15 protein-coding genes are annotated in these 18,318 nt (G+C 51.0%); 2 read left to right on the top strand and 13 right to left on the bottom strand.

What is annotated here, in order from left to right:
• Positions 1-38: 38 nt before the first annotated feature.
• The 5 genes from PKO02S_RS06775 to dgoD form a co-directional block, all read right to left on the bottom strand.
• Positions 39-1,460: a glycoside hydrolase family protein gene (locus PKO02S_RS06775; protein ID WP_127580344.1), complete on the bottom strand. Its 1,422-nt coding sequence runs from the start codon at positions 1,458-1,460 to the stop codon at positions 39-41.
• 53 nt (positions 1,461-1,513) lie between these two features.
• The gene (locus PKO02S_RS06770) at positions 1,514-2,836 is read right to left on the bottom strand and encodes an extracellular solute-binding protein (RefSeq protein ID WP_127580343.1); all 1,323 of its coding nucleotides are present in this window, start codon (positions 2,834-2,836) and stop codon (positions 1,514-1,516) included.
• 58 nt (positions 2,837-2,894) lie between these two features.
• Positions 2,895-4,208 carry an extracellular solute-binding protein gene (locus PKO02S_RS06765; protein WP_127580342.1) on the bottom strand — a complete coding sequence of 438 codons (1,314 nt, stop codon included), beginning with the start codon at positions 4,206-4,208 and terminating at the stop codon, positions 2,895-2,897.
• Between the two features lie 148 nt (positions 4,209-4,356).
• A complete protein-coding gene (locus PKO02S_RS06760) occupies positions 4,357-5,862 on the bottom strand; it encodes a glycoside hydrolase family 32 protein (RefSeq protein ID WP_127580341.1) in 1,506 nt (501 codons plus the stop codon).
• 271 nt (positions 5,863-6,133) lie between these two features.
• On the bottom strand, positions 6,134-7,282 hold the full coding sequence (gene dgoD / locus PKO02S_RS06755) for a galactonate dehydratase (protein ID WP_127580340.1): 1,149 nt from the start codon (positions 7,280-7,282) through the stop codon (positions 6,134-6,136).
• Positions 7,283-7,421: 139 nt separating this feature from the next.
• On the opposite strand from dgoD, the gene PKO02S_RS06750 reads away from it, so the two are divergent.
• Entirely contained in the window at positions 7,422-8,609 is a 1,188-nt protein-coding gene (locus PKO02S_RS06750) for an ROK family transcriptional regulator (protein WP_246066864.1), read from the top strand.
• 41 nt (positions 8,610-8,650) lie between these two features.
• Here PKO02S_RS06750 and PKO02S_RS06745 read toward each other — a convergent pair whose 3' ends face one another.
• The 7 genes from PKO02S_RS06745 to PKO02S_RS06715 all read right to left on the bottom strand — a co-directional run bounded on the left by PKO02S_RS06745 (position 8,651) and on the right by PKO02S_RS06715 (position 15,470).
• Positions 8,651-9,700, bottom strand: a complete 1,050-nt coding sequence (locus tag PKO02S_RS06745) for an aldo/keto reductase (protein WP_127580338.1) — start codon at positions 9,698-9,700, stop codon at positions 8,651-8,653.
• Complete coding sequence (locus PKO02S_RS06740) at positions 9,697-10,128, bottom strand: RbsD/FucU family protein (RefSeq protein WP_127580406.1); 432 nt, start codon at positions 10,126-10,128, stop codon at positions 9,697-9,699. The genes PKO02S_RS06745 and PKO02S_RS06740 overlap by 4 nt, the downstream gene beginning before the upstream one ends.
• 35 nt (positions 10,129-10,163) lie before the next feature.
• Positions 10,164-11,144, bottom strand: a complete 981-nt coding sequence (locus PKO02S_RS06735; RefSeq protein ID WP_218033909.1) for a Gfo/Idh/MocA family protein — start codon at positions 11,142-11,144, stop codon at positions 10,164-10,166.
• A 29-nt stretch (positions 11,145-11,173) separates the two neighbouring features.
• Positions 11,174-12,682 carry a glycoside hydrolase family 32 protein gene (locus PKO02S_RS06730; protein WP_127580337.1) on the bottom strand — a complete coding sequence of 503 codons (1,509 nt, stop codon included), beginning with the start codon at positions 12,680-12,682 and terminating at the stop codon, positions 11,174-11,176.
• Positions 12,683-12,688: 6 nt separating this feature from the next.
• Complete coding sequence (locus tag PKO02S_RS06725) at positions 12,689-13,681, bottom strand: Gfo/Idh/MocA family protein (protein WP_127580336.1); 993 nt, start codon at positions 13,679-13,681, stop codon at positions 12,689-12,691.
• A gap of 32 nt (positions 13,682-13,713) precedes the next feature.
• Positions 13,714-14,505, bottom strand: coding sequence for a sugar phosphate isomerase/epimerase family protein (locus PKO02S_RS06720; protein ID WP_164821328.1), 792 nt, complete (start codon positions 14,503-14,505; stop codon positions 13,714-13,716).
• 68 nt (positions 14,506-14,573) lie between these two features.
• Positions 14,574-15,470 carry an aldo/keto reductase gene (locus tag PKO02S_RS06715; protein ID WP_127580334.1) on the bottom strand — a complete coding sequence of 299 codons (897 nt, stop codon included), beginning with the start codon at positions 15,468-15,470 and terminating at the stop codon, positions 14,574-14,576.
• A gap of 157 nt (positions 15,471-15,627) precedes the next feature.
• Between PKO02S_RS06715 and PKO02S_RS06710 the strand changes: the two genes are divergently transcribed.
• The gene (locus PKO02S_RS06710) at positions 15,628-16,506 is read left to right on the top strand and encodes an AraC family transcriptional regulator (RefSeq protein WP_127580333.1); all 879 of its coding nucleotides are present in this window, start codon (positions 15,628-15,630) and stop codon (positions 16,504-16,506) included.
• Between the two features lie 181 nt (positions 16,507-16,687).
• On the opposite strand, the gene PKO02S_RS06705 is transcribed toward PKO02S_RS06710, so the two are convergent.
• Positions 16,688-18,304, bottom strand: coding sequence for a glycoside hydrolase family 32 protein (locus tag PKO02S_RS06705; RefSeq protein ID WP_127580332.1), 1,617 nt, complete (start codon positions 18,302-18,304; stop codon positions 16,688-16,690).
• Between the last annotated feature and the right edge of the window lie 14 nt (positions 18,305-18,318).

Raw genomic sequence — 18,318 nt, 5'->3', positions numbered from 1 at the left:
TCATGAGGAGCGTTCGCGTCTGCGAGACTGTAATCGGGTTAACCGCTGCGGCCCGCTCCGCTGAAGAACACGCGGAAGTCGCCGCGCAATGCATACAATCTGCTGTTCACAAGGTGAAGCTCGATCATAATCGTTCTCCCTACGAGGTCGCGCAACGACTTGCCGTCCTTCCACTGCGGCTCCCACGATGTGCTGTCGGACGTGAAGGGGATGCTCTCGTCAAGCGAGTAGCCCTTAAGCACTTCCCCTTTCTGGGGATCGGCCGATTCCGTGAAATCGATGATCTGTGCCCGGGCACGACCGCCTTCGCTCTGGACGTTGACCGTAACCTCGCCGTCCCTCAAATAAATCGGCCTCGTGCGGACGATGCCTTCTCCGCCGCCGGCTTCCAGATATACGAAACCGTCTTGCCGCATCTGGTACGTAACGATGGAGCCATTGTTCGGAGCGTTGTTGTTGCCGTGCTCGAACCGGCTGGCTGCCGCATATATTCGGAGCGAGCCATCCTCTCTCTGTACGATGGAGGAGGGGAACACACAGCCTCCCGTCGGTTCTCCGGGACCTCCGTTCGAGACGAACGGATCGCGGAGGCTCCGCTGGAAATGCCAGCCGTTAAAGCTGTATGCCAACTGGCAATCGATTTTTCCGTTGACATACTTGCGGGAGTGATACTGATTAATATCGGTGGTGGTATGAAACATCCACAACAATCCGATATAGTGACCTTCGTACGGCACGACCGGCATCCCGTATATTTCAGCGTTCGGCGTATCCTGTGAATCGGCTTGGAAGAGCAGCTCAGGCTTGGAGTAATCGCTCCAGTCCTTCGTCTCATACACGACAACGCGCCGATCGTTGTTGGCGGGCCTGCTAGTGAATACGTAGCTCTCCCGAATCTCATTCCAGAACACGGACCAGTTGGGATCCGTCCCATCCTTTTGCCACTCGACTCCTTCCTTGAGCTTCCATTGGATTCCATCCGGCGACACCCATAGCCTGGTCCCGATGCCCTTGCCCTCCGACTCGTCGCGACGGTATGTCGACAACCCCTTCACCCGTTCGGAAGGTATCGCGTGGGGATCGATGTAACAAGCGCACATTTCCAGGAAGCGAGCAGTTGGCAGCACCTGATTGTCCGCCAGCCTGTCATCCAGTTGGATATCGTCAGTCGTATTCCGGGGAGCCCAGTTCACTCCGTCTTCGCTATCGGCCGCAAGAGCCACCCTTTGCCGCTTTTCGCCCTTCGCGGGGATGTTGTTCCCTTGGTAGATCATCCGCCACATCCCCGTTGCTTCATCCCGAAAGACAGACGGATACGAAAATTGCAAATTGAGGTTCGGATCGCGGTAAACGGAGAGAAGCTCCGGCTGGCCGATCTTGCGAATCATGTTGTGTCTGAGGCTCAGTAGTTGATCGTCAAAAAATAATAGCGTTTTGGGTTGTAGCTGCGAATTGCTCATGGTTTCGAACCACTCCTGTCCATCTTTTATTTAACCGTCTCAACGAACGATGTCTATTTTTTCAACGCTTCCGTAAGAGCTTTATTCATTTCCTCGTCGGCCTCGCGAAGGGCCGTGTTAATATCAGCTTGCTTAGTGACCACTTTCGTGAAAGCCGTCTGCAGGATTTTAGTTTCCGATGCTTCCACAATGCTTGGCGTTATCGGCGGAGCTTGCTTGAGCATAAAGATCGCCTTCATATTTTTCCCCTTCAACGCTTCGAAGTCAGACCCGAAGGCATCCTGGATCGGCTTCGAATTAAGCACCGGAACAAGCCCATTTTTGCTCATAGCCAATTGCACTTCGTCGGACAAAATGGTTTCCAGCACGAGCATGGCGGCATCCTGATTTTTGCTCTGTTTGGTTACAAAGCCCATGACCCTACCAGAATAGCCGGTCACATAACCCGGATTGCTTGGCATTTGAGGAGCCGTGACTACGTCCCAATTGAATTTCGATTGATTGATCGTCCGCAAGATGTTGTTGCTGCCGCCGGTTCTCATCGCCAGCTGGCCGTTCAGGAACACATCGAACACGCTGCCCGAGGTCGGGAAGTTAAAATCCCATTGGCTTTCCCAGAAGCGGAAGAAATCCTGCCATTTCTGTGTGTTCATCGTGGCTTTATTCGTTGCTGGATCGTAGAACTGCAAGCCGGCTATTTCCTTGCCAAAAATCGCATTATCGGGGTGGAAGCCACGGTAGGACACACCGCCATCCTCCCGATTCAGCTTGTTCCCGAGCGCCCTGATCTCGTCATACGTCATCCCGTCTTTCGGATAGCCGATCGCAAACTTGTCGAACAGATCCTTGTTGTAATACAACAGACTGACGCTGAGATACAGCGGAATGGCCGCGATATGGGAAGTGCCTACTGCCATCTTCCCCGTTTCCCATACATCGGTAGTAATGCGGCCCGTGTTGAACTGGTGAGCTTTAAGCAGCGCATCCATATTTCCGATAATGTCTACGCTTTTATATTGCTGGAACTGTCCGGCATACAACGATACGATATCGGGAATATCGCCGCTTGCGACCAGCTCCGTGATAGACGATCCTTTTTGGCCCGGATCGAGCCGCTTTACCGTAATATTCGGGTATTTCTTCTTGACCGGTTCCGCTACGAATTTCTGGAACGATTCTTCCGGCCAAGGTCCCGTGGTGGCCAAGAACGTTACCGTTACCGGACCTTCAACCACAGGCTTCGGTGCCGTCGACGATGCTGGCGACCCTGACGGAGTAGTTCCGCTGCTTTCTTTGCCGGAACCCGCGCCGCTGCAGCCTGCCAAGAGAGTGAACACCATGATACTCGATAATACAACCATCCACATTTTTTTCATACCGCATACCCCTCCTTAAGATAAGTGACTTCTTAACCCTAATGATGAAAATAAATATCTACTTGGATGCTTCTGAAAGCGCTTTGTTAAGTTCTTCGTCAGCTTCGCGAAGAGCCGTGTTAATGTCGGCTTGTTTATTGATCACTTTTTGGAACGCATTTTGCATGATTGTAGAGTCCTTGCCCTCTACGATACTAGGCGCCGATGCCGGAAGCTCCTTCAGCATGAAGACCGCCTTCATGTTTTTTTCCTTCAATTCCTTGATGTCCGTACCGAAGGCATCCTGGGCCGCTTTCGACTGGATCACCGGAACAAGACCGTTTTTACTCAAATCCATTTGCACTTCGTCGGATAAAATCGTTTCAAGCACCAGCATGGCCGCATCCGCATTTTTGCTCTGTTTGGTCACAAAACCCATGACCATCGCCGAACCCGCATAGCCGGGTTTTTTCGGACTTTGCGGAACCGTTACCACGTCCCAATTGAATTTCGCCTGATTGATCGTCTTCAGGATGTTGTTGCTGCCGCCGGTTCTCATCGCCAGCTGACCGTTCAGGAACGAATCGAACACGCTTATGTTAGCCGGGAGCACGTAATCCCACAGGCCTTCCCAATAGCGGAAGAACTCCTGCCACGCTGACGTGTTCATCGCCGATTTATTGGTTGCCGGGTCGTAATACTGCAGGCCGAATTGTCCTCTGCCGGAGCTTGGTTTATCAGGGTGGAAGCCGCGGTAGGACACGCCGCCATCCTCACGGTTCAGCTTATTCCCCAATGCCCGGACCTCTTCATACGTCATTCCATCCTTCGGATAGCCGACGCCGAACTTGTCGAACAAATCTTTGTTGTAATACAACAGATTGGCGCTGCGATATAGCGGGAGGGCCGCGATATAGGAAGTTGCGACCGCCGTTTTCCCGGACTCCCATACATCGGGGATGATTCGGCTCGAATCGAATTGATGCAGCTTGAGACGCTCATCCATGTTTCCGATTATGTCGGCCGTTTTATATTGCTGAAATTGCCCGGTGTACACCGAGACGATATCGGGAATAGCTCCGCTTGCGATCAATTCCGTGATAGACGATCCTTTTTGGCCCGGATCGAGCCGCTTCACCGTAATATTCGGATATTTCTTCTTGACCGGCTCCGCTACGTATTTCTGAAACGATTCTTCCGGCCATGGCCCCGTAGACGACAAGAAGGTTACCGTTACCGGACCTTCAACCACAGGCTTGGGAGCCGCCTTCGGCGTAGGCGATCCTGAAGCTTGAACCTCTCCGCCTTCGCTGCCGGAATTCGTCCCCCCGCACCCCGATATAAGCGCGATTGCCATGATACTCGACAATACAGCAAGCAACATTCTTTTCATATCGCATCCCCCTAAAAATAGTGACTAGTTGAATATTCCTAAGTCTGCAGGTACCCCGTCGAAAAGTTAAGCGCTTTCATGAAGTGTGTCTGCTTCTAGTCTTATTGTTGGGTTTGATGTGAAGAAGCCGTTACGATTATTGCGAGGATCACCAAGGATTCGTTGCTCTCATTTCCCATTTGTTAACGTTCTTCGCCACGACCGCGCCGTCCTTAGCGAACAAGCGGAATTGCTTGCTGTCCTGACGCATCGGGTACACGCGCTGCACAATACAGATCTCGCCGTTGACGAACACCTCGATTACGGATTTATCGACAAAGATGTCGAGCGATACCGGTTTCCCTTCTGGCCAGGCATACGGAACGATATGCAGCCTCGCTCGCTCTTGTTCGGTTTGTTCCGTTTCATTAAAGCGATAGCTGCCGCCGTAGCCAAGCGACTTGGAGGTGCTCGCATGCGCGAAATCAACAATCCATTCCTGCCGCTCTTTATCGTACGTGAATATCGTTTCCTCTTCCTGATCCGGCGAGCATAGTAGCTTAAATCCAAATTGGTTGGCGCTTGGGGCTTCGATCGACATCACGACTTCCATGCAATCCGAGGACAGCTCCTCGATAACAACCTCCTCCCCTGCGGACAGGGCGATATCCCCGATCACTTGCTCGTCATAACGCAGCTGCTTCAATTCTTCTACAGGCGTAATTTGCAAGCGGTCGCCAGGCAAGGGAGTGAACAGCCACGGCAAGGTCATGATGGAGGTCCAGCCTGTATCTTCGAATCTTCTCGAATCGCGAATGGTACCCCAGAAAATTCTCCTGCCCTTGTCATCGATCAAGGTCTCGGGTCCAAACATTCCGCTCCCCGGATAGTTCAACTGTCCGTGGACCTCGGGATAAAACTGCTCGTTCTCAAACCTGCCGATATAATACTGGCACTTGAAATAGGGAAAGTGCGTATGCATCAGCAGCATATGCTTGTCGCCGAAGGGGAAAAAGTCAGCGCAGGAACAGTCTTCGACTTCTTTCGTCCATTTGCGGTCCGACTTGTAGAAGGGGCCGATATATTCCCATTTCCGCAAGTCCTTGGACTTCAATAAACTCGTACAATCGCCCTCGTAGCCCGGCCTCTCATTTTTATTGCCCATCAGCATGTAATAGGTGTCGCCATCCTTCCAGGCGAACGGATCAAAGATCTTGCACTCCGGCAAATCCGAACCGACCGGAATGACCGGGTTCTCTGCTAGCGGTACCCATCGATCCAGGTTATCGTCATGACATTGATAAATAACAATTCCTCTTCGCGGCATATTGGCAATGATGGTGGGAATCTCCATCCCTTCCATCGCATCGCCGCTGTTGAAATAATCGCCCTTTTCCCCTTCCAACGGTTCGTCCAGGTAGGCCTCGTGATATTGCCAATGCAGCAAATCCCGACTGGATATATGCTGCCAGCTGGAGAAATCTCTCTTCCCCGGACCATTCTTGAGCTTCTGCAGATAGCCCAGGTGGTATCTTCCATTCCAGAATGTGGCCCCGTTGATATCGTTCCATCGGCCTTGCGTAGGCAAGAAGTGGTATTTCGGCCTGAACTTATCTGCGATCATCTTATTGCGAAGCCGGTAGATGTCCATATAAAAATCGTCAATGTTCTCCATGGAACCCCCCCTTTTATTTAGCGACCCCTGCCCAGCATTGTAACCACTTTCATAAAGTGAAATATGTAAAAGCACACACCCCCTTTCCGTGCAAAATGTAGTTGTTGGTCCCCTTTCATTATAGCAGCCAAAGTTAGATATGTCAATATTCGAAATAACAAACCAAAATAATAAGTAATTTTTCAGCTAAAATAGAGATCTTATGAATGTATTTAAACTAACTATCGAGAGAATAGGGTGATGTTCCCATTATTGGAATCCATAACATCTCTCACCACTCAGCAACGGTACCGTCAGCATTGCGCCATATCGGGTTTTTCCAGTTATGACCGACCTGGGCCATCTGGCGAACCTTCTCTTCGTTCACCTCAATACCCAGTCCCGGGGCCTGAGGGATTTCAACGAAGCCGTTGCTGTAGCGGAATACTTGGGGATTGAAAAGGTAGTCTAGCAAGTCGCTGCCCTGGTTGTAATGAATGCCCAAGCTCTGTTCCTGGATGAAGGCATTCGGCGAGCAGGCGTCCACGTGCAGACAAGCCGCTAGCGCAATCGGTCCCAGCGGGCAATGCGGCGCAAGCGCCACATCGTAGGCCTCAGCCATTGCCGCAATCTTGCGCGTCTCCAGGATGCCGCCAGCATGAGAGACGTCGGGTTGGATGATGTCGACGATGCCCTGTCGTAACAGCTCCTTGAATCCCCACCGTGTATACATCCGCTCCCCTGTCGCGATGGGCGCCGACGTATACTTGGCGATTTCCTTCAAAGCTTCATTATTCTCCGGAAGCACCGGCTCCTCGATAAACATCGGTCGGAACGGCTCCAGCTCCTTGGCCAACACCTTGGCCATCGCTTTATGCACCCGTCCATGAAAATCAATACCGATACCAAAGCTGTTCCCGCCCACTTCGCGGACGGCAGCGACTCTCTCGAGCACGGCTTCGACCTTGTCGAAGGAATCAATGTAATGGAGCTCCTCGGTCCCGTTCATCTTGACCGCTGTAAAGCCGGCTTCTATCTGTCTGCGAGCCGCAGCGGATACGTCGTTCGGCCGGTCGCCGCCGATCCAGTTGTAGACGCGAATGCGTTCACGACAGGCGCCGCCCAGCAAATCATAGATCGGAGCGTTATAATATTTGCCCTTGATGTCCCATAGCGCCTGCTCGATCCCTGACATGGCACTGGTCAGAACAGGGCCTCCGCGGTAAAAGCCGCCTCGGTACATAACCTGCCATAAATCCTCAATCCTCATCGGATTTTGACCGATCAAATATGGGCATAGCTCTTCCACCGCCTTAAGAACGGTATCGGCACGGCCTTCCACGACTGGCTCGCCCCAGCCAACCAAGCCGTCGTCCGTCGTCATCTTTAGAAACAGCCAGCGTGGAGGCACTTTGAATAATTCGATCGAGTCAATTTTCATGGGTACCTTCCTTTCTTACTATTTCTGAGCATACCCGTCTTGCGCTTCACAACAGGATTGACAGACGAACTTGTACAACCTATCCTAAAAATAAACATTTACGAAAGAGATGCCGCTTACTATGAATGGAAACGCTGAAATGAACGACCAAAAGGGAAGTAAATTAAAAATCATTCAAACGATCCGGATGATGGGAAAGGTCTCACGGATTAATCTCACGCGGCTAACCGGTTTAAGCAGAGCTACCATCTCGCTCTCCATCGCGGAGCTGATCCAAATGAACATCGTCCAGGAAACAACCGAGCGGTATTCCACTGGCGGCAGACCTGCCACGTTTCTGGAGTTGGTTCCGAATTCTTGTTATGTTCTCGGGGCGGACTTTGCTAATCGAGCATGGACGCTTGCCGCATTCGATCCTACCGGAGAAGTCCACAGGAAGATTACGATTCCTGTAGCCAACCCAACAGCCGAAGAAACGATCCAGACTCTACTTGAAGAAATCATTCCTTTTGCCCGTCAATTGGACAAGCCCCCCGTTCCCTTGCTTGGAATAGGAGCTCCAGGCCTGGTCGATGCGGATCACAGCACGATCCGAAGCGTCCCTGAACTGGGATGGAATAATATAAATCTCGGAACTATCGTAAGTAAGAAAATCGGTTGGACATCCGTCATCATCAATCGTCATCGGGCGAGAGGGCTGGCTGAATGCCGATATGGCTCCGGTCAGCAATATACGAACCAGATCTATATTGGCATCGGATCGGGAATCGCGGCCGGAATCTATATCGATCGGCGGTTACTGCCGGGCACCCGAGGAGGCGCAGGAGAGATAGCCCACTCCACGGTCGAACCGGATGGACCGTTATGCCCTTGTGGAAATAACGGTTGTTTGCATGTGTTATCAAGCGCTTCTGCCATTGAGCAGGAATTCCGCAAGCATGTCAGATCCCGTGGCATCAATTACAGCAAGCAGGACCGGAACTACGATCTTCAGCTGGTTAGAGCGACGGATATATGCCTAGCCGCAGAACAAGGAGATGAATCGGCTGCGGCCGTTATCAGAATGGCTGCGTCCTATTTAGGGATTGTCATGGCTAATCTGGTCAATCTCATTAATCCGGAAGCGATCATTTTAGGGGGCAGCATTCCGAACTCCAGTCCTCTGTTTGTACAAACGGCTACCGAGGTCATGCATAGAAGAGCGATGCATTCGCTGGCCGCAGGTACGGAAGTGAAGGTTAACAAATTGAAGGAGATTGGCGGAGCTTTAGGCGCTGCCAATTTCGCACTTGATGAAAAAGCCGAGATCTCCATGTTTGGTCCATAACTCCCGTATATAGAGGATCTCGGCAACCGGTCATACGGCTCTTAATAAACCCGGCTGTTGCTGCGATTTTCGTAATAATCGGGATTGGAGCCCAGCTTGCGTAGAACCGGTTCTGTAATTTCATTCAATCTGGCCTTAACGTCGGAGGTAATCGGGTACAGCGCACCTCGAATATTCGCTTCCAGCTGCTTGACATTACGCGAACCGACAATGGTCGATGTAATGGCTTCGTTCGCTACAGTCCACGCCAGCGATAGAGTCAGGATATCGGTTCCAATCTCTTCAGCCAGCTCCTGAATCTCCTGGATAGCGATTGCCAATTCGGCTTCTGCGCCTTCCTCGCCATGTCGGGTACCTTCCCCTCTGCTATGGTGGAAATGTCTTGATCTGGTTTGCATCGGCTTCATATCGTCCAAGGTTGGATAGGTTCCTGCAAGCAGCCCTTGGGCCAGCGGCATGTAGCCGATTACCCCAATATGATTCTGTACGCAATAAGGCAGAATGCTCTCCTCAATCGCTCTTGATACCAAATTATAAGGAAGCTCGTTCGTAACAACCGGGACCCCGGTGGCTTGAACCTCCTTCATTTGCTGGACGCCATGGTTGCTGATCCCGATATGGCGAATTTTTCCTTCTTTCTGAAGACTGAATAGCGCTTCGAACACTTCTTGAACGCCAGGAAGCTGGTTCACTACGTCGGGATCGGCAGAAAAATGTTTAGCGGATATTGGATTGAGCGGCCAATGCAGCATGTACAGATCCAGATAGTCTGTCCCCAGACGCTTCAGACTGGCCTCGCAGCGCTCCTTTAGAACGGAAGGACGTACATTCGAGGTGCTCACTTTATTTCCGATGATCACCTGATCCCGTTTTCCCTTCAGCGCAATCCCCAATGATCTCTCGCTTTCCCCGTCATTATAAACCTCGGCTGTATCGAAGAAGTTAATTCCCATATCCAACGCCCGGTGAACAACCTCGTCCACGTCCTTCTGCAGCTGTGCGCCCCAGTAGGCTCCTCCGCCATACTGCCAACAGCCCATGCCGAGCACACTGACCTTCAACTCCGATTGGCCTAGTTGCCGAATTATCATGAGTCCCGAACGACACCTTTCTTCAGAATAATATTTCCTTTAAAAGCCTGGTCACCCGTCGAAACAACGGCAAACGCTTGGCTGGCGCGCTCGTAGAAAGCAAAACGCTCGACATATTCAAAATCGATAAAGGACTCGGATTGCCCGCTTAAAAGCTTACGATACGTATCCCACACTGGAGGCGCCTGATCATGGCCAACAAGCGACATCACGGCAACGGGGTTAGGGACAGCATGATCAAGCGGAAAGTAGGGTAAAACCGCACTCAGCAAATGTGAAATCAAGTGCCCGTCGGCCCGAATAACTCGCTTGCCGCATGTATCAGCCGGAAAGTTCCTGTCTGCAAATACGATTTCATCTCCGTGTCCCATTCTCATCAGCGTATTCATCAAGTCGGGAGAAATAATAGAAGGTATTCCCCTCAGCATGCCTATCACTTCTTTCAAGCGGATTTTCCTGCCATCTATTTCCCGGCAAAGAGCGCCTGCGCCTGTATGATCTCAATAACCTCCATCGTCTTAAGCGCATCCTCGAAGCTGGAGCCAGGCTGTCTGTTCTCGCGACAGCAGTCTACAAACTCTCTGATCTTCGCATGAACGCCTGTGAAGACGTAGTTCACTCGGCTGTCGGAAATCTCCTTGGCATCGAACTCGATCCCTCTCGTGTCCCCGTCCGCATATAGATAGCCTTTGTTATCGTACTCCGCTTCCGCGCATATGCCCGGGGCGTGAATTTCGATGTCAAAAATACGCCTGCCGCTGCACCAGCTGTTGATGAAATAACCGGTGGAGCCGTTGTCGAAATGGAGGGTTCCCGATATGAAGCTGTAGGTTGAGGTTTGTATGCTTTTCACTTCGCTCTCCACCTTAACGACTTCCCCGCCGCAAATCCATCGAAGCGTGTCGATCGAGTGCGCAATGTCGTCCGTCATATGGTTCTGCACCCCAAGCGACGGTTTCAATTGGTTCTTGTAGAACCGGCATACCGCATGAGTAATCGGCCCTCTCTTCAGGCACTCCTCTCTCAGCTTCACTGCCATTGGAGCAATTCTCCGCTGATAGCCGACTTGCGTAATGCAGCCTTTCTGCTTAGCCACATAAGTCAATGCGCGTGCCTGGTGAATCGTTAGCGCCATCGGCTTTTCAATAAACAAATGAAGACCCCGGTTCAGGCACCACCTCCAAATGTCGTACATCAAATGGGGATGTCCAATCGCAAACACGGCATCCGGCTTCACTTCTTCGATCATTCTTCGGTAATCGAGCACCGTATCCCCATAGCGACCTTCGATCCCATATTGATCCGCTGACAGGTTCAGCCTTTCCTTATCGATATCGCACATCGCCACCATTTCAACATCATCCATGGAAGCGATTGCCGGGAAAAACGCGCCTTTTGCCCTGCTGCCCGCACCTATCATTGCCACTCTGAACGTTCGAGTCACCGGTATACCTCCTATAAGCGGATCCGATATCACCACGGATTAGTTGCTTCCATTTCCCACTTGATTATGTTCTTCACCGCGATTGCACCGTCTGTAGCGAACAAGCGGAATTGCTTGCTGTCCGGTCGCATCGGATAAATACGCTGTACGATACAGAGCTCACCGTTGACAAATAGCTCGATTACGGATTTGTCCACGTATAAGTCAAGCGATACTGGACTCCCTACAGGCCATGCGTATGGCACGATGTGCTGCTTCGCAAGCTCTTGTTCAGTTGGCTCCGGGTTTTTGTTTCGAAAATAGGGGGCATATCCCAGCGAACGATCGTTGCTAGCATGCTCAAAATCAACCACCCATGCCTGCCTCTTCGCATCATACGCGACAATCGTTTCTTCTTCCTGATCCGGCGAACACAGCACTTTGAATCCAAATTGGCCGGCGCTCCGGACTTCGATCGACATCGCGACTTCCATGCAATCAGAGGACAGCTCCTCTAACACAACCTCATCCCCTGCGGATAGGGAAATATCCCCGATCACCTGCTCGTCATAACGAAGCTGCTTCAATTCTTCTACAGGCGTAATTTGTAAGCGGTTTCCTTCCAGCGGAGTAAAAAGCCACGGCAAGGTCATAATGGCGGTCCAACCCGCATCCTCGTAATTTCTCGCATCGCGAATGGTAGCCCAGAAAATTCTTCTGCCCTTGTCATCGATTAAGGTTTCGGGTCCATACACTCCGCTCCCCGGATAGCTTAACTGTCCGTTGACCTCAGGATAAAACTGCTCGTTCTCATATTTGCCGATATAATACTGGCACTTAAAAAAAGGATGATGGGTGTGCATCAGCAGCATATGCTTGTCGCCGAAGGGGAAAAAGTCGGCACAGGCACAATCCTCGACTTCTTGCGTCCATTTGCGGTCCGATTTGTAGAAGGGGCCGATATACTCCCATTGCCGCAAGTCCTTGGACTTCAGAAGACTTGTACTGTCGCCCTCATAGCCCGGCCTTTCGTTCTTATTGCCCATCAGCATGTAGTAGGTATCACCCTCCTTCCACGCAAACGGATCAAATATCTTGCACTCCGGCAAATCCGAACCAATCGGGATGACCGGGTTCTCTGGCAGCGGCACCCATCGATCCAGGTTATCGTCATGACATTGATAAATACAGATTCCTCTACGCGGCATATTGGCAATGATTGTAGGGGTTTCTCCCCCTTCCATCGCATCGCCGCTGTTGAAATAATCGCCCTTCTCGCCCTCCAACGGTTCGTCCATATAGGGCTCGTGATATTGCCAATGCAGCAAATCCCGGCTCGATATATGCTGCCAGCTGGAGAAATCCATCTTCCCCGGACCGTTCTTGAGCTTCTGCAGATAGCCCAGGTGGTATCTTCCATTCCTGAATGTGGCCCCGTTGATATCGTTCCATCGGCCTTGCGGAGGCAAGAAATGGTATTTCGGCCTGAACTTATCTGCGATCATCCTATTGCGAAGCCGGTAAATCTCCATATAAAAATCGTCGATATTCTCCACCACTATCGCTCAGCCCCGTCTCTCGGCCAACAAGGACTGCGCAAGTATGATCTCGGCGACTTCCATCGTCTTCACTGCATCCCCGAAATGGGAACCGGGCTGTCTTCCCTCCCGGCAGCAATCGACAAATTCGCGACACTTCTCCTTTACGCCTGTGTAGGCATAACTTTCATTGCTTTCGGCTATTTGCCTTGTGTCGAATTCGATTCCCTTGGTGTCTCCGTCGGCATACAAGTAGCCTTTGTTCTCATGCTCCGCCTCGGCGCAAATATTCGGCGCATGCATCTCGACGGAGAATATTCTTCTGCCGCTCGACCAGCTGTTGATCAAGTAGCCTGTAGCGCCGTTATCGAAGTGCAGGGTCGCAGAGATGAAATTGATATCCGGCGTCTGCACCTTTTTGCAATGGCTCTCTATCTTGGCAATCTCTCCGCCGCAAATCCAGCGCAGCGTATCAATGGAATGGACACAGTCGTCCATCATGCGATCGCGTGCTCCTAGATACGGCTTCATCTCCGACTTATAGAAGCGGCATACCGCATGTACGATCGGCCCCCGCTTCAGGCACTCTTCACGCAGCTGCGCCACCATCGGCGTGCTCCTGCGCTGGAAGCTCACCTGGGTGATGCTGCCGTTCTGCTGCGCTACCAAGGCAAGAGCTCGGGCCTGATGAATCGTGAGTCCGAGCGGTTTCTCCACATACAGATTCACTCCCCTCCGCAGGCACCACATCCATATATCATATTGCAAATGCGGCTGCCCAATTGCGAATACGGCGTCCGGCTTGACCTCCTGAATCATGCGCTGGTAATCCACAATCGATTCCCCGTAGCGGCGATCCACATTGTATTTATCGGCCGTCTTCGCAAGAGCTGCCGGATCGATATCGCAAATGGCGGCAATCTCGACATCCGGAAGCGAAGCGAGCGCCGGATAAATGACCGCATTGGCTCTACCGCCCGCTCCGATCATAGCTACTCTGAATTTTGCTTGATTCTCCATACCCCTGACCTACCTTTCCTTATACAAATCTATTATTCGAACAAGGACTTGGCGTAAGCGATGTCCTCCGCAATCAATCGATCCACCTCATGCTCTGCGCTGTATTCCGCCGTCAGGCAAATCACGCCTTCATAGCCCCTCTGCTGCAGAAAAGCAGCCGCTCTCGGCCATGACGCCAATCCGTGCCTTCCTGAAGTGTATTGCCGCCTCCAGACCGCCGCTGTCGCTTCCGGTCCGTTAGACCTCATGTAGTACGCATTTTTGAGATTGACCATACATAAGTACGGCCATACAATGTCCAACCCGAATTCCGGCTGCTGCCCCGCCAGTCCATCGTGAGCGGCATCCCAAATCGCGCCTATTCGATTGGCATCCAGCCCTTCCAACAGATGCAACAGTCCCATCGAGTCCACCACATTATTGCCGCAGTGCTGCTGCACGCCCACCTTTACTCCATATTTCTCGCACAGCGGCAGCAGAGCCTCCAGCTCTTCCCGCGCTTTCTTCTCCGAAGCCATATAGCCGACCTCCGGCAGCATCGTCGGCATGATGCGGATCACCGGAATGCCTGCTTCCGCACAGCCTGCAAAAACATGCTCATCGGTACTGCTGGCGACACTGAAAATTTTCAGCCCATGGTCGGCAAATTGCTTCACAAGCTGGGGCAATTGCGCTGCATTTTGCGGCTCCAGCTGATATCCGCCGCGTAGCGGAAATTCGATCCCGTCAAATCCAAGTCCGCTCACAAATTTACCCAAATCCCAAATCGATTGCGTCTTCCAAGGCTTGGTGAAAACTGAAAATTGCACCTTTGCTTTTTCCACAAGCGGCACACCCCTTTTATATTAGAATTGGCTTGCGTAGACAGCCTTGCTCCGGGTCATCCTTGTTATCAAGGCACATCTACGCCCCGCGCTGCTTTGTACAAGGTAAACCATTGATCTCTTGTCAGTCGCATGTCCAACGCCGCTACAGCGCTTTTTAATCTTTCGATCTTACCGGATCCTACAATGGGCATAATTCGGGCTGGAAGCGCCAGCAGCCAGGCATACATCAAGGAATCGATATCGTTGCCATCCATTTCCTTTGACACGCTCTCCAACGCCTCTTTCAGTTGAACCGCTTTTTCATCCGACGCGGTATGAATTTTCCCGCCGGCCACCGGATGGTAGGCCATGATCGGGAACTTTTTCTCCAGCGCCTGCTCCAAGGTGCCGTCCATCAAGTGATTATAGCTATACAAGGACAATAAAATCTGATTCGTGACAAGAGGCGTGTACGCACTCAGCATATTCATCTGGGCAGGGGTAAAGTTGGAAACGCCGAACGCTCTAACCTTCCCTTGCTCCTTCAACGTATGAAAAGCGTCGGCGACCACTTCCGGATCCATTAACGGGTTCGGTCTATGCAGCAACAGGACATCAATATAATCCGTGTTCAGATTAGCTAAAGAATTGTCGACCGAGCGGATAATATGCTCCTTGGTATGGTCGTAAGCTTTTATCGTATATTGGGGCATTCTGGGTGTAGGGAAAATGATTCCGCATTTCGTCACCAGCTGAATTTGCTGCCTTAGTTCAGGCTTCAACCGAAGAGCCTCTCCAAAAATGGCTTCACACTCATATCCGCCGTACAGATCGGCATGATCGAATGTAGTGACGCCGAGAGCGATACTTTGCTCTATATAGCCCAACAATTGATTGGCGGTGTACCCCCAAGCTTTCGTTCTCATCATGCCAAGGATGATTCGGGAAAAGTAAAGATCATCGTTGATTTGGACTTTTTCCACCCTTTTAACTCCTTCCACGCGTAATGGCTGCTATGGTATGAATCCGTCGGTTCTTATCTTTATTATAAGGATGACCCTCGCTTTCCGGTTGTATATTGTTTTGGAGTTGATATAATAATCTTTAGATCCTGCTAAATATGCTTTAGGGGGTTACCTGATGCAAGTAGCATTTGAAACCGCTTCCGAGTTGAGCAACGCCATCGACGGACTGCTGAAGGAAGCTCAGGCGATCATGTATTACCAGCTTGACTCTGTTGCTCCCTTTCATGATTTTCAAAGCCATAACGGAATTGAAATGTATTATATTTGGCAGGGCTTAGGCTCCTATTTGGTGGGCAATCAGGTTTATACTCTTCAGCCGGGCACTCTGATCATTACGAAGCCCTATATAGCCCACAAGGTGCTGCAGACGAAGCCCGACCTTGGAGTTTGCCGGCATAATTTCATCTGGCATGAGAATTTGCTGGCCTGCTACCGATTCGATTGCCCTGATGCCAATTTGCTGAAGCGCACGAACGCGGAGAGCATCTGCATATACAGTTCGGGCAGCGAACGTGAAATGATCGAATCTATCTTTTACTTGGCTAATGAAGAATTAAAAAATAAATCCTCTGGTTATTCCGACATCCTGAGAAGTCTTATCGTGCAGCTGCTCACCATTTGTTCTCGTATCTACAGCCGGAATAAGCCGGACGAGCTGCCCCGGCCCGACACCAATACGCTTCCTCCGGAAATCGTATTCTTGATTCAATACATCGGCTCCAGATTCCAGCAGCAGCTCTCCTTGGAGAAGCTTTCCGAGCTTGTGCATATGAATCCTACCTATATGACCACTTTGTTCCGCAAGCATACCGGCTTCAGCATCGGCAAATTCATCATTCAGAAGCGAATTCATCACGCCAAAAAGATGCTCATCGAAACCTCCATGCCGATCGGCATGATCGCTCAGGAATCCGGCTTTACTTACAGCTCGCATTTCATCAAAATGTTCAAGCAAAACGTTGGATTAACACCGGAAGCATTCCGCATGAGGTAATGGAATTCTTCTGGCGTAGGTGTAACCATGTGGGAATTTCCCTGATGGTCCTTGGCCGTGGCATTCCGTTAGCGCGTGGGGAGGGCAGGAAGAGGGCCCGAATGTCAAAGAAAAACCTCTGGAGAAAGCGCTCCAGAGGTCGTTGATTGTGGCTCGATCGCCACAGCAACACTTGAATAGATTAGTACATGCTTTTCAATTCCCAGATGCTCAATTGCTTGATAAACGCGGTACCGCCCGCTGCATATAATTCAAACGGCTTGCTTCCGAAATCCTGAATATAGCAAGCCGAGAAAGTGAACTCTCCGTCCTGAACAAATATTTCAATGGAAGTCACATCAACCAGTATTCTTAGCTTAAGAATCGTTCCCTGCAGATTGGTTCTAACTGATTTGCCGAAGCATTTCAAGTAGCGGTCTTTCGCATTGTACCGTATCGTTTCATCATGGATGCGCAAGCCGATTTTCTCCGCGTCCTGCAAATCGATTTCCAGCTCGATGTCAAATAGCCGGCCCTCTAATTCGGGGATGAGAGGTGTGTCCTGAGAAAGAAGCAAGTTGGTCCAACCTTGCTCCCTGTCTCTCAACATTTCAATTTCCTTGGCCGGATTTCGAAACATTCGCACCCCATTCCGAGTGTTCCTTAAGGTCAATTCGCAAGGAAATGTCAATTGCTGGTTGAAAGGCATATCGGGATACAGACCAAAACGCATCCATGCAAGCTGCACCCTTCTCATGTAACCATCCGGTGAATGGGCAAAGGATTGAGTAGCCGAAAAATGCGTACCGTATTCAAACGTAATCAGTCCCGCTTCCGAAACAAAATGATGGCCGTCGAACTCCCCCAGCATATAAGTGCCCTGAACGCCAAGAAGGACCCACTTTCGATTGTTGACATCGCCGTCTACAGCAAGCTCGAATACGTCGGGGCATTCATGGATCCCGGGAATATAACTCAGAAACTCCCACGATTTCAAATCCTGCGAGTAGTAGAACGCTGCCGAGGATTTGCCGGCGATTGCCTTATATACGGCCATGATCCATCGCTGCGTCTTCTCATGCCAGAAAACCTTCGGGTCCCGGAAATTGTTGTCCGGTTCATTCTCCGAGGTCAATACAGGATTGTTCTCATACTTGGTCCATGTTCTTCCGTCATCCGTGCTATAAGCGAAGCTTTGAATCTGGCCTCTGGGTCCATGCGCATGGCTGAAGAAGGCAACCATCCCCTCGCCGCCGTCGAAGAGTCCGGACGTATCCTTACTATCAATCAACGAGCTTCCGGAATAGATCATTCCCAGATCGTCGGGATACAGCGCCACCGGCAGCTCTTCCCAATGGATCAGGTCCTTGCTGACCGCATGCCCCCAGTGCATATTGCCCCAGCCGACGCCAAACGGGTTATGCTGGTAGAACAGATGATATTCGCCCTTGTAATAAATCAGCCCGTTCGGATCATTGATCCAGCCCTTCCGGGTCGTAAAATGGAATTGCGGCCTGTATGTTTCCTTAAATAGATCATCCTCCACAAGAAAGCGGTCCCCGATATAGAGACTTTCAAGAATGTTCTCCTCCGCACCTGACGGTTCCGGCATTCGGATTTCCATAGCCTTGCCGGCAAACTCACTGATGTTGGTGGAGACCCACAGATCTACTGGCTCATCCATATTTTCTGCCAGCTCGATTTTAAAATGCCGCACCGTCTTCTCGTCAACGATTAACTGGACAAGCCGTTTAGGAGCTTTGTTTCTTACCGGCAGATTCAAATAATCTCCGGTGATCTGCAACTGTTTGCTGTACATGCCTCAGCCTCCCA

Source organism: Paenibacillus koleovorans NBRC 103111, assembly GCF_004000845.1.
In the GTDB taxonomy this organism is placed as follows: Bacteria; Bacillota; Bacilli; order Paenibacillales; family NBRC-103111; genus Paenibacillus_AA; species Paenibacillus_AA koleovorans.
This window is presented reverse-complemented; position numbering and strand designations above follow the sequence as displayed.

What these genes read in the sequence shown, in the direction of transcription:
- PKO02S_RS06770 (WP_127580343.1), bottom strand. Translation starts at nt 2,836, where the DNA reads ATGAAAAAAATGTGGATGGTTGTATTATCGAGTATCATGGTGTTCACT.
- PKO02S_RS06740 (WP_127580406.1), bottom strand. Translation starts at nt 10,128, where the DNA reads ATGCTGAGGGGAATACCTTCTATTATTTCTCCCGACTTGATGAATACG.
- PKO02S_RS06705 (WP_127580332.1), bottom strand. Translation starts at nt 18,304, where the DNA reads ATGTACAGCAAACAGTTGCAGATCACCGGAGATTATTTGAATCTGCCG.
- dgoD (WP_127580340.1), bottom strand. Translation starts at nt 7,282, where the DNA reads ATGAAAATTGACTCGATCGAATTATTCAAAGTGCCTCCACGCTGGCTG.
- PKO02S_RS06725 (WP_127580336.1), bottom strand. Translation starts at nt 13,681, where the DNA reads ATGGAGAATCAAGCAAAATTCAGAGTAGCTATGATCGGAGCGGGCGGT.
- PKO02S_RS06775 (WP_127580344.1), bottom strand. Translation starts at nt 1,460, where the DNA reads ATGAGCAATTCGCAGCTACAACCCAAAACGCTATTATTTTTTGACGAT.
- PKO02S_RS06710 (WP_127580333.1), top strand. Translation starts at nt 15,628, where the DNA reads ATGCAAGTAGCATTTGAAACCGCTTCCGAGTTGAGCAACGCCATCGAC.
- PKO02S_RS06760 (WP_127580341.1), bottom strand. Translation starts at nt 5,862, where the DNA reads ATGGAGAACATTGACGATTTTTATATGGACATCTACCGGCTTCGCAAT.
- PKO02S_RS06750 (WP_246066864.1), top strand. Translation starts at nt 7,422, where the DNA reads ATGAACGACCAAAAGGGAAGTAAATTAAAAATCATTCAAACGATCCGG.
- PKO02S_RS06745 (WP_127580338.1), bottom strand. Translation starts at nt 9,700, where the DNA reads ATGATAATTCGGCAACTAGGCCAATCGGAGTTGAAGGTCAGTGTGCTC.
- PKO02S_RS06765 (WP_127580342.1), bottom strand. Translation starts at nt 4,208, where the DNA reads ATGAAAAGAATGTTGCTTGCTGTATTGTCGAGTATCATGGCAATCGCG.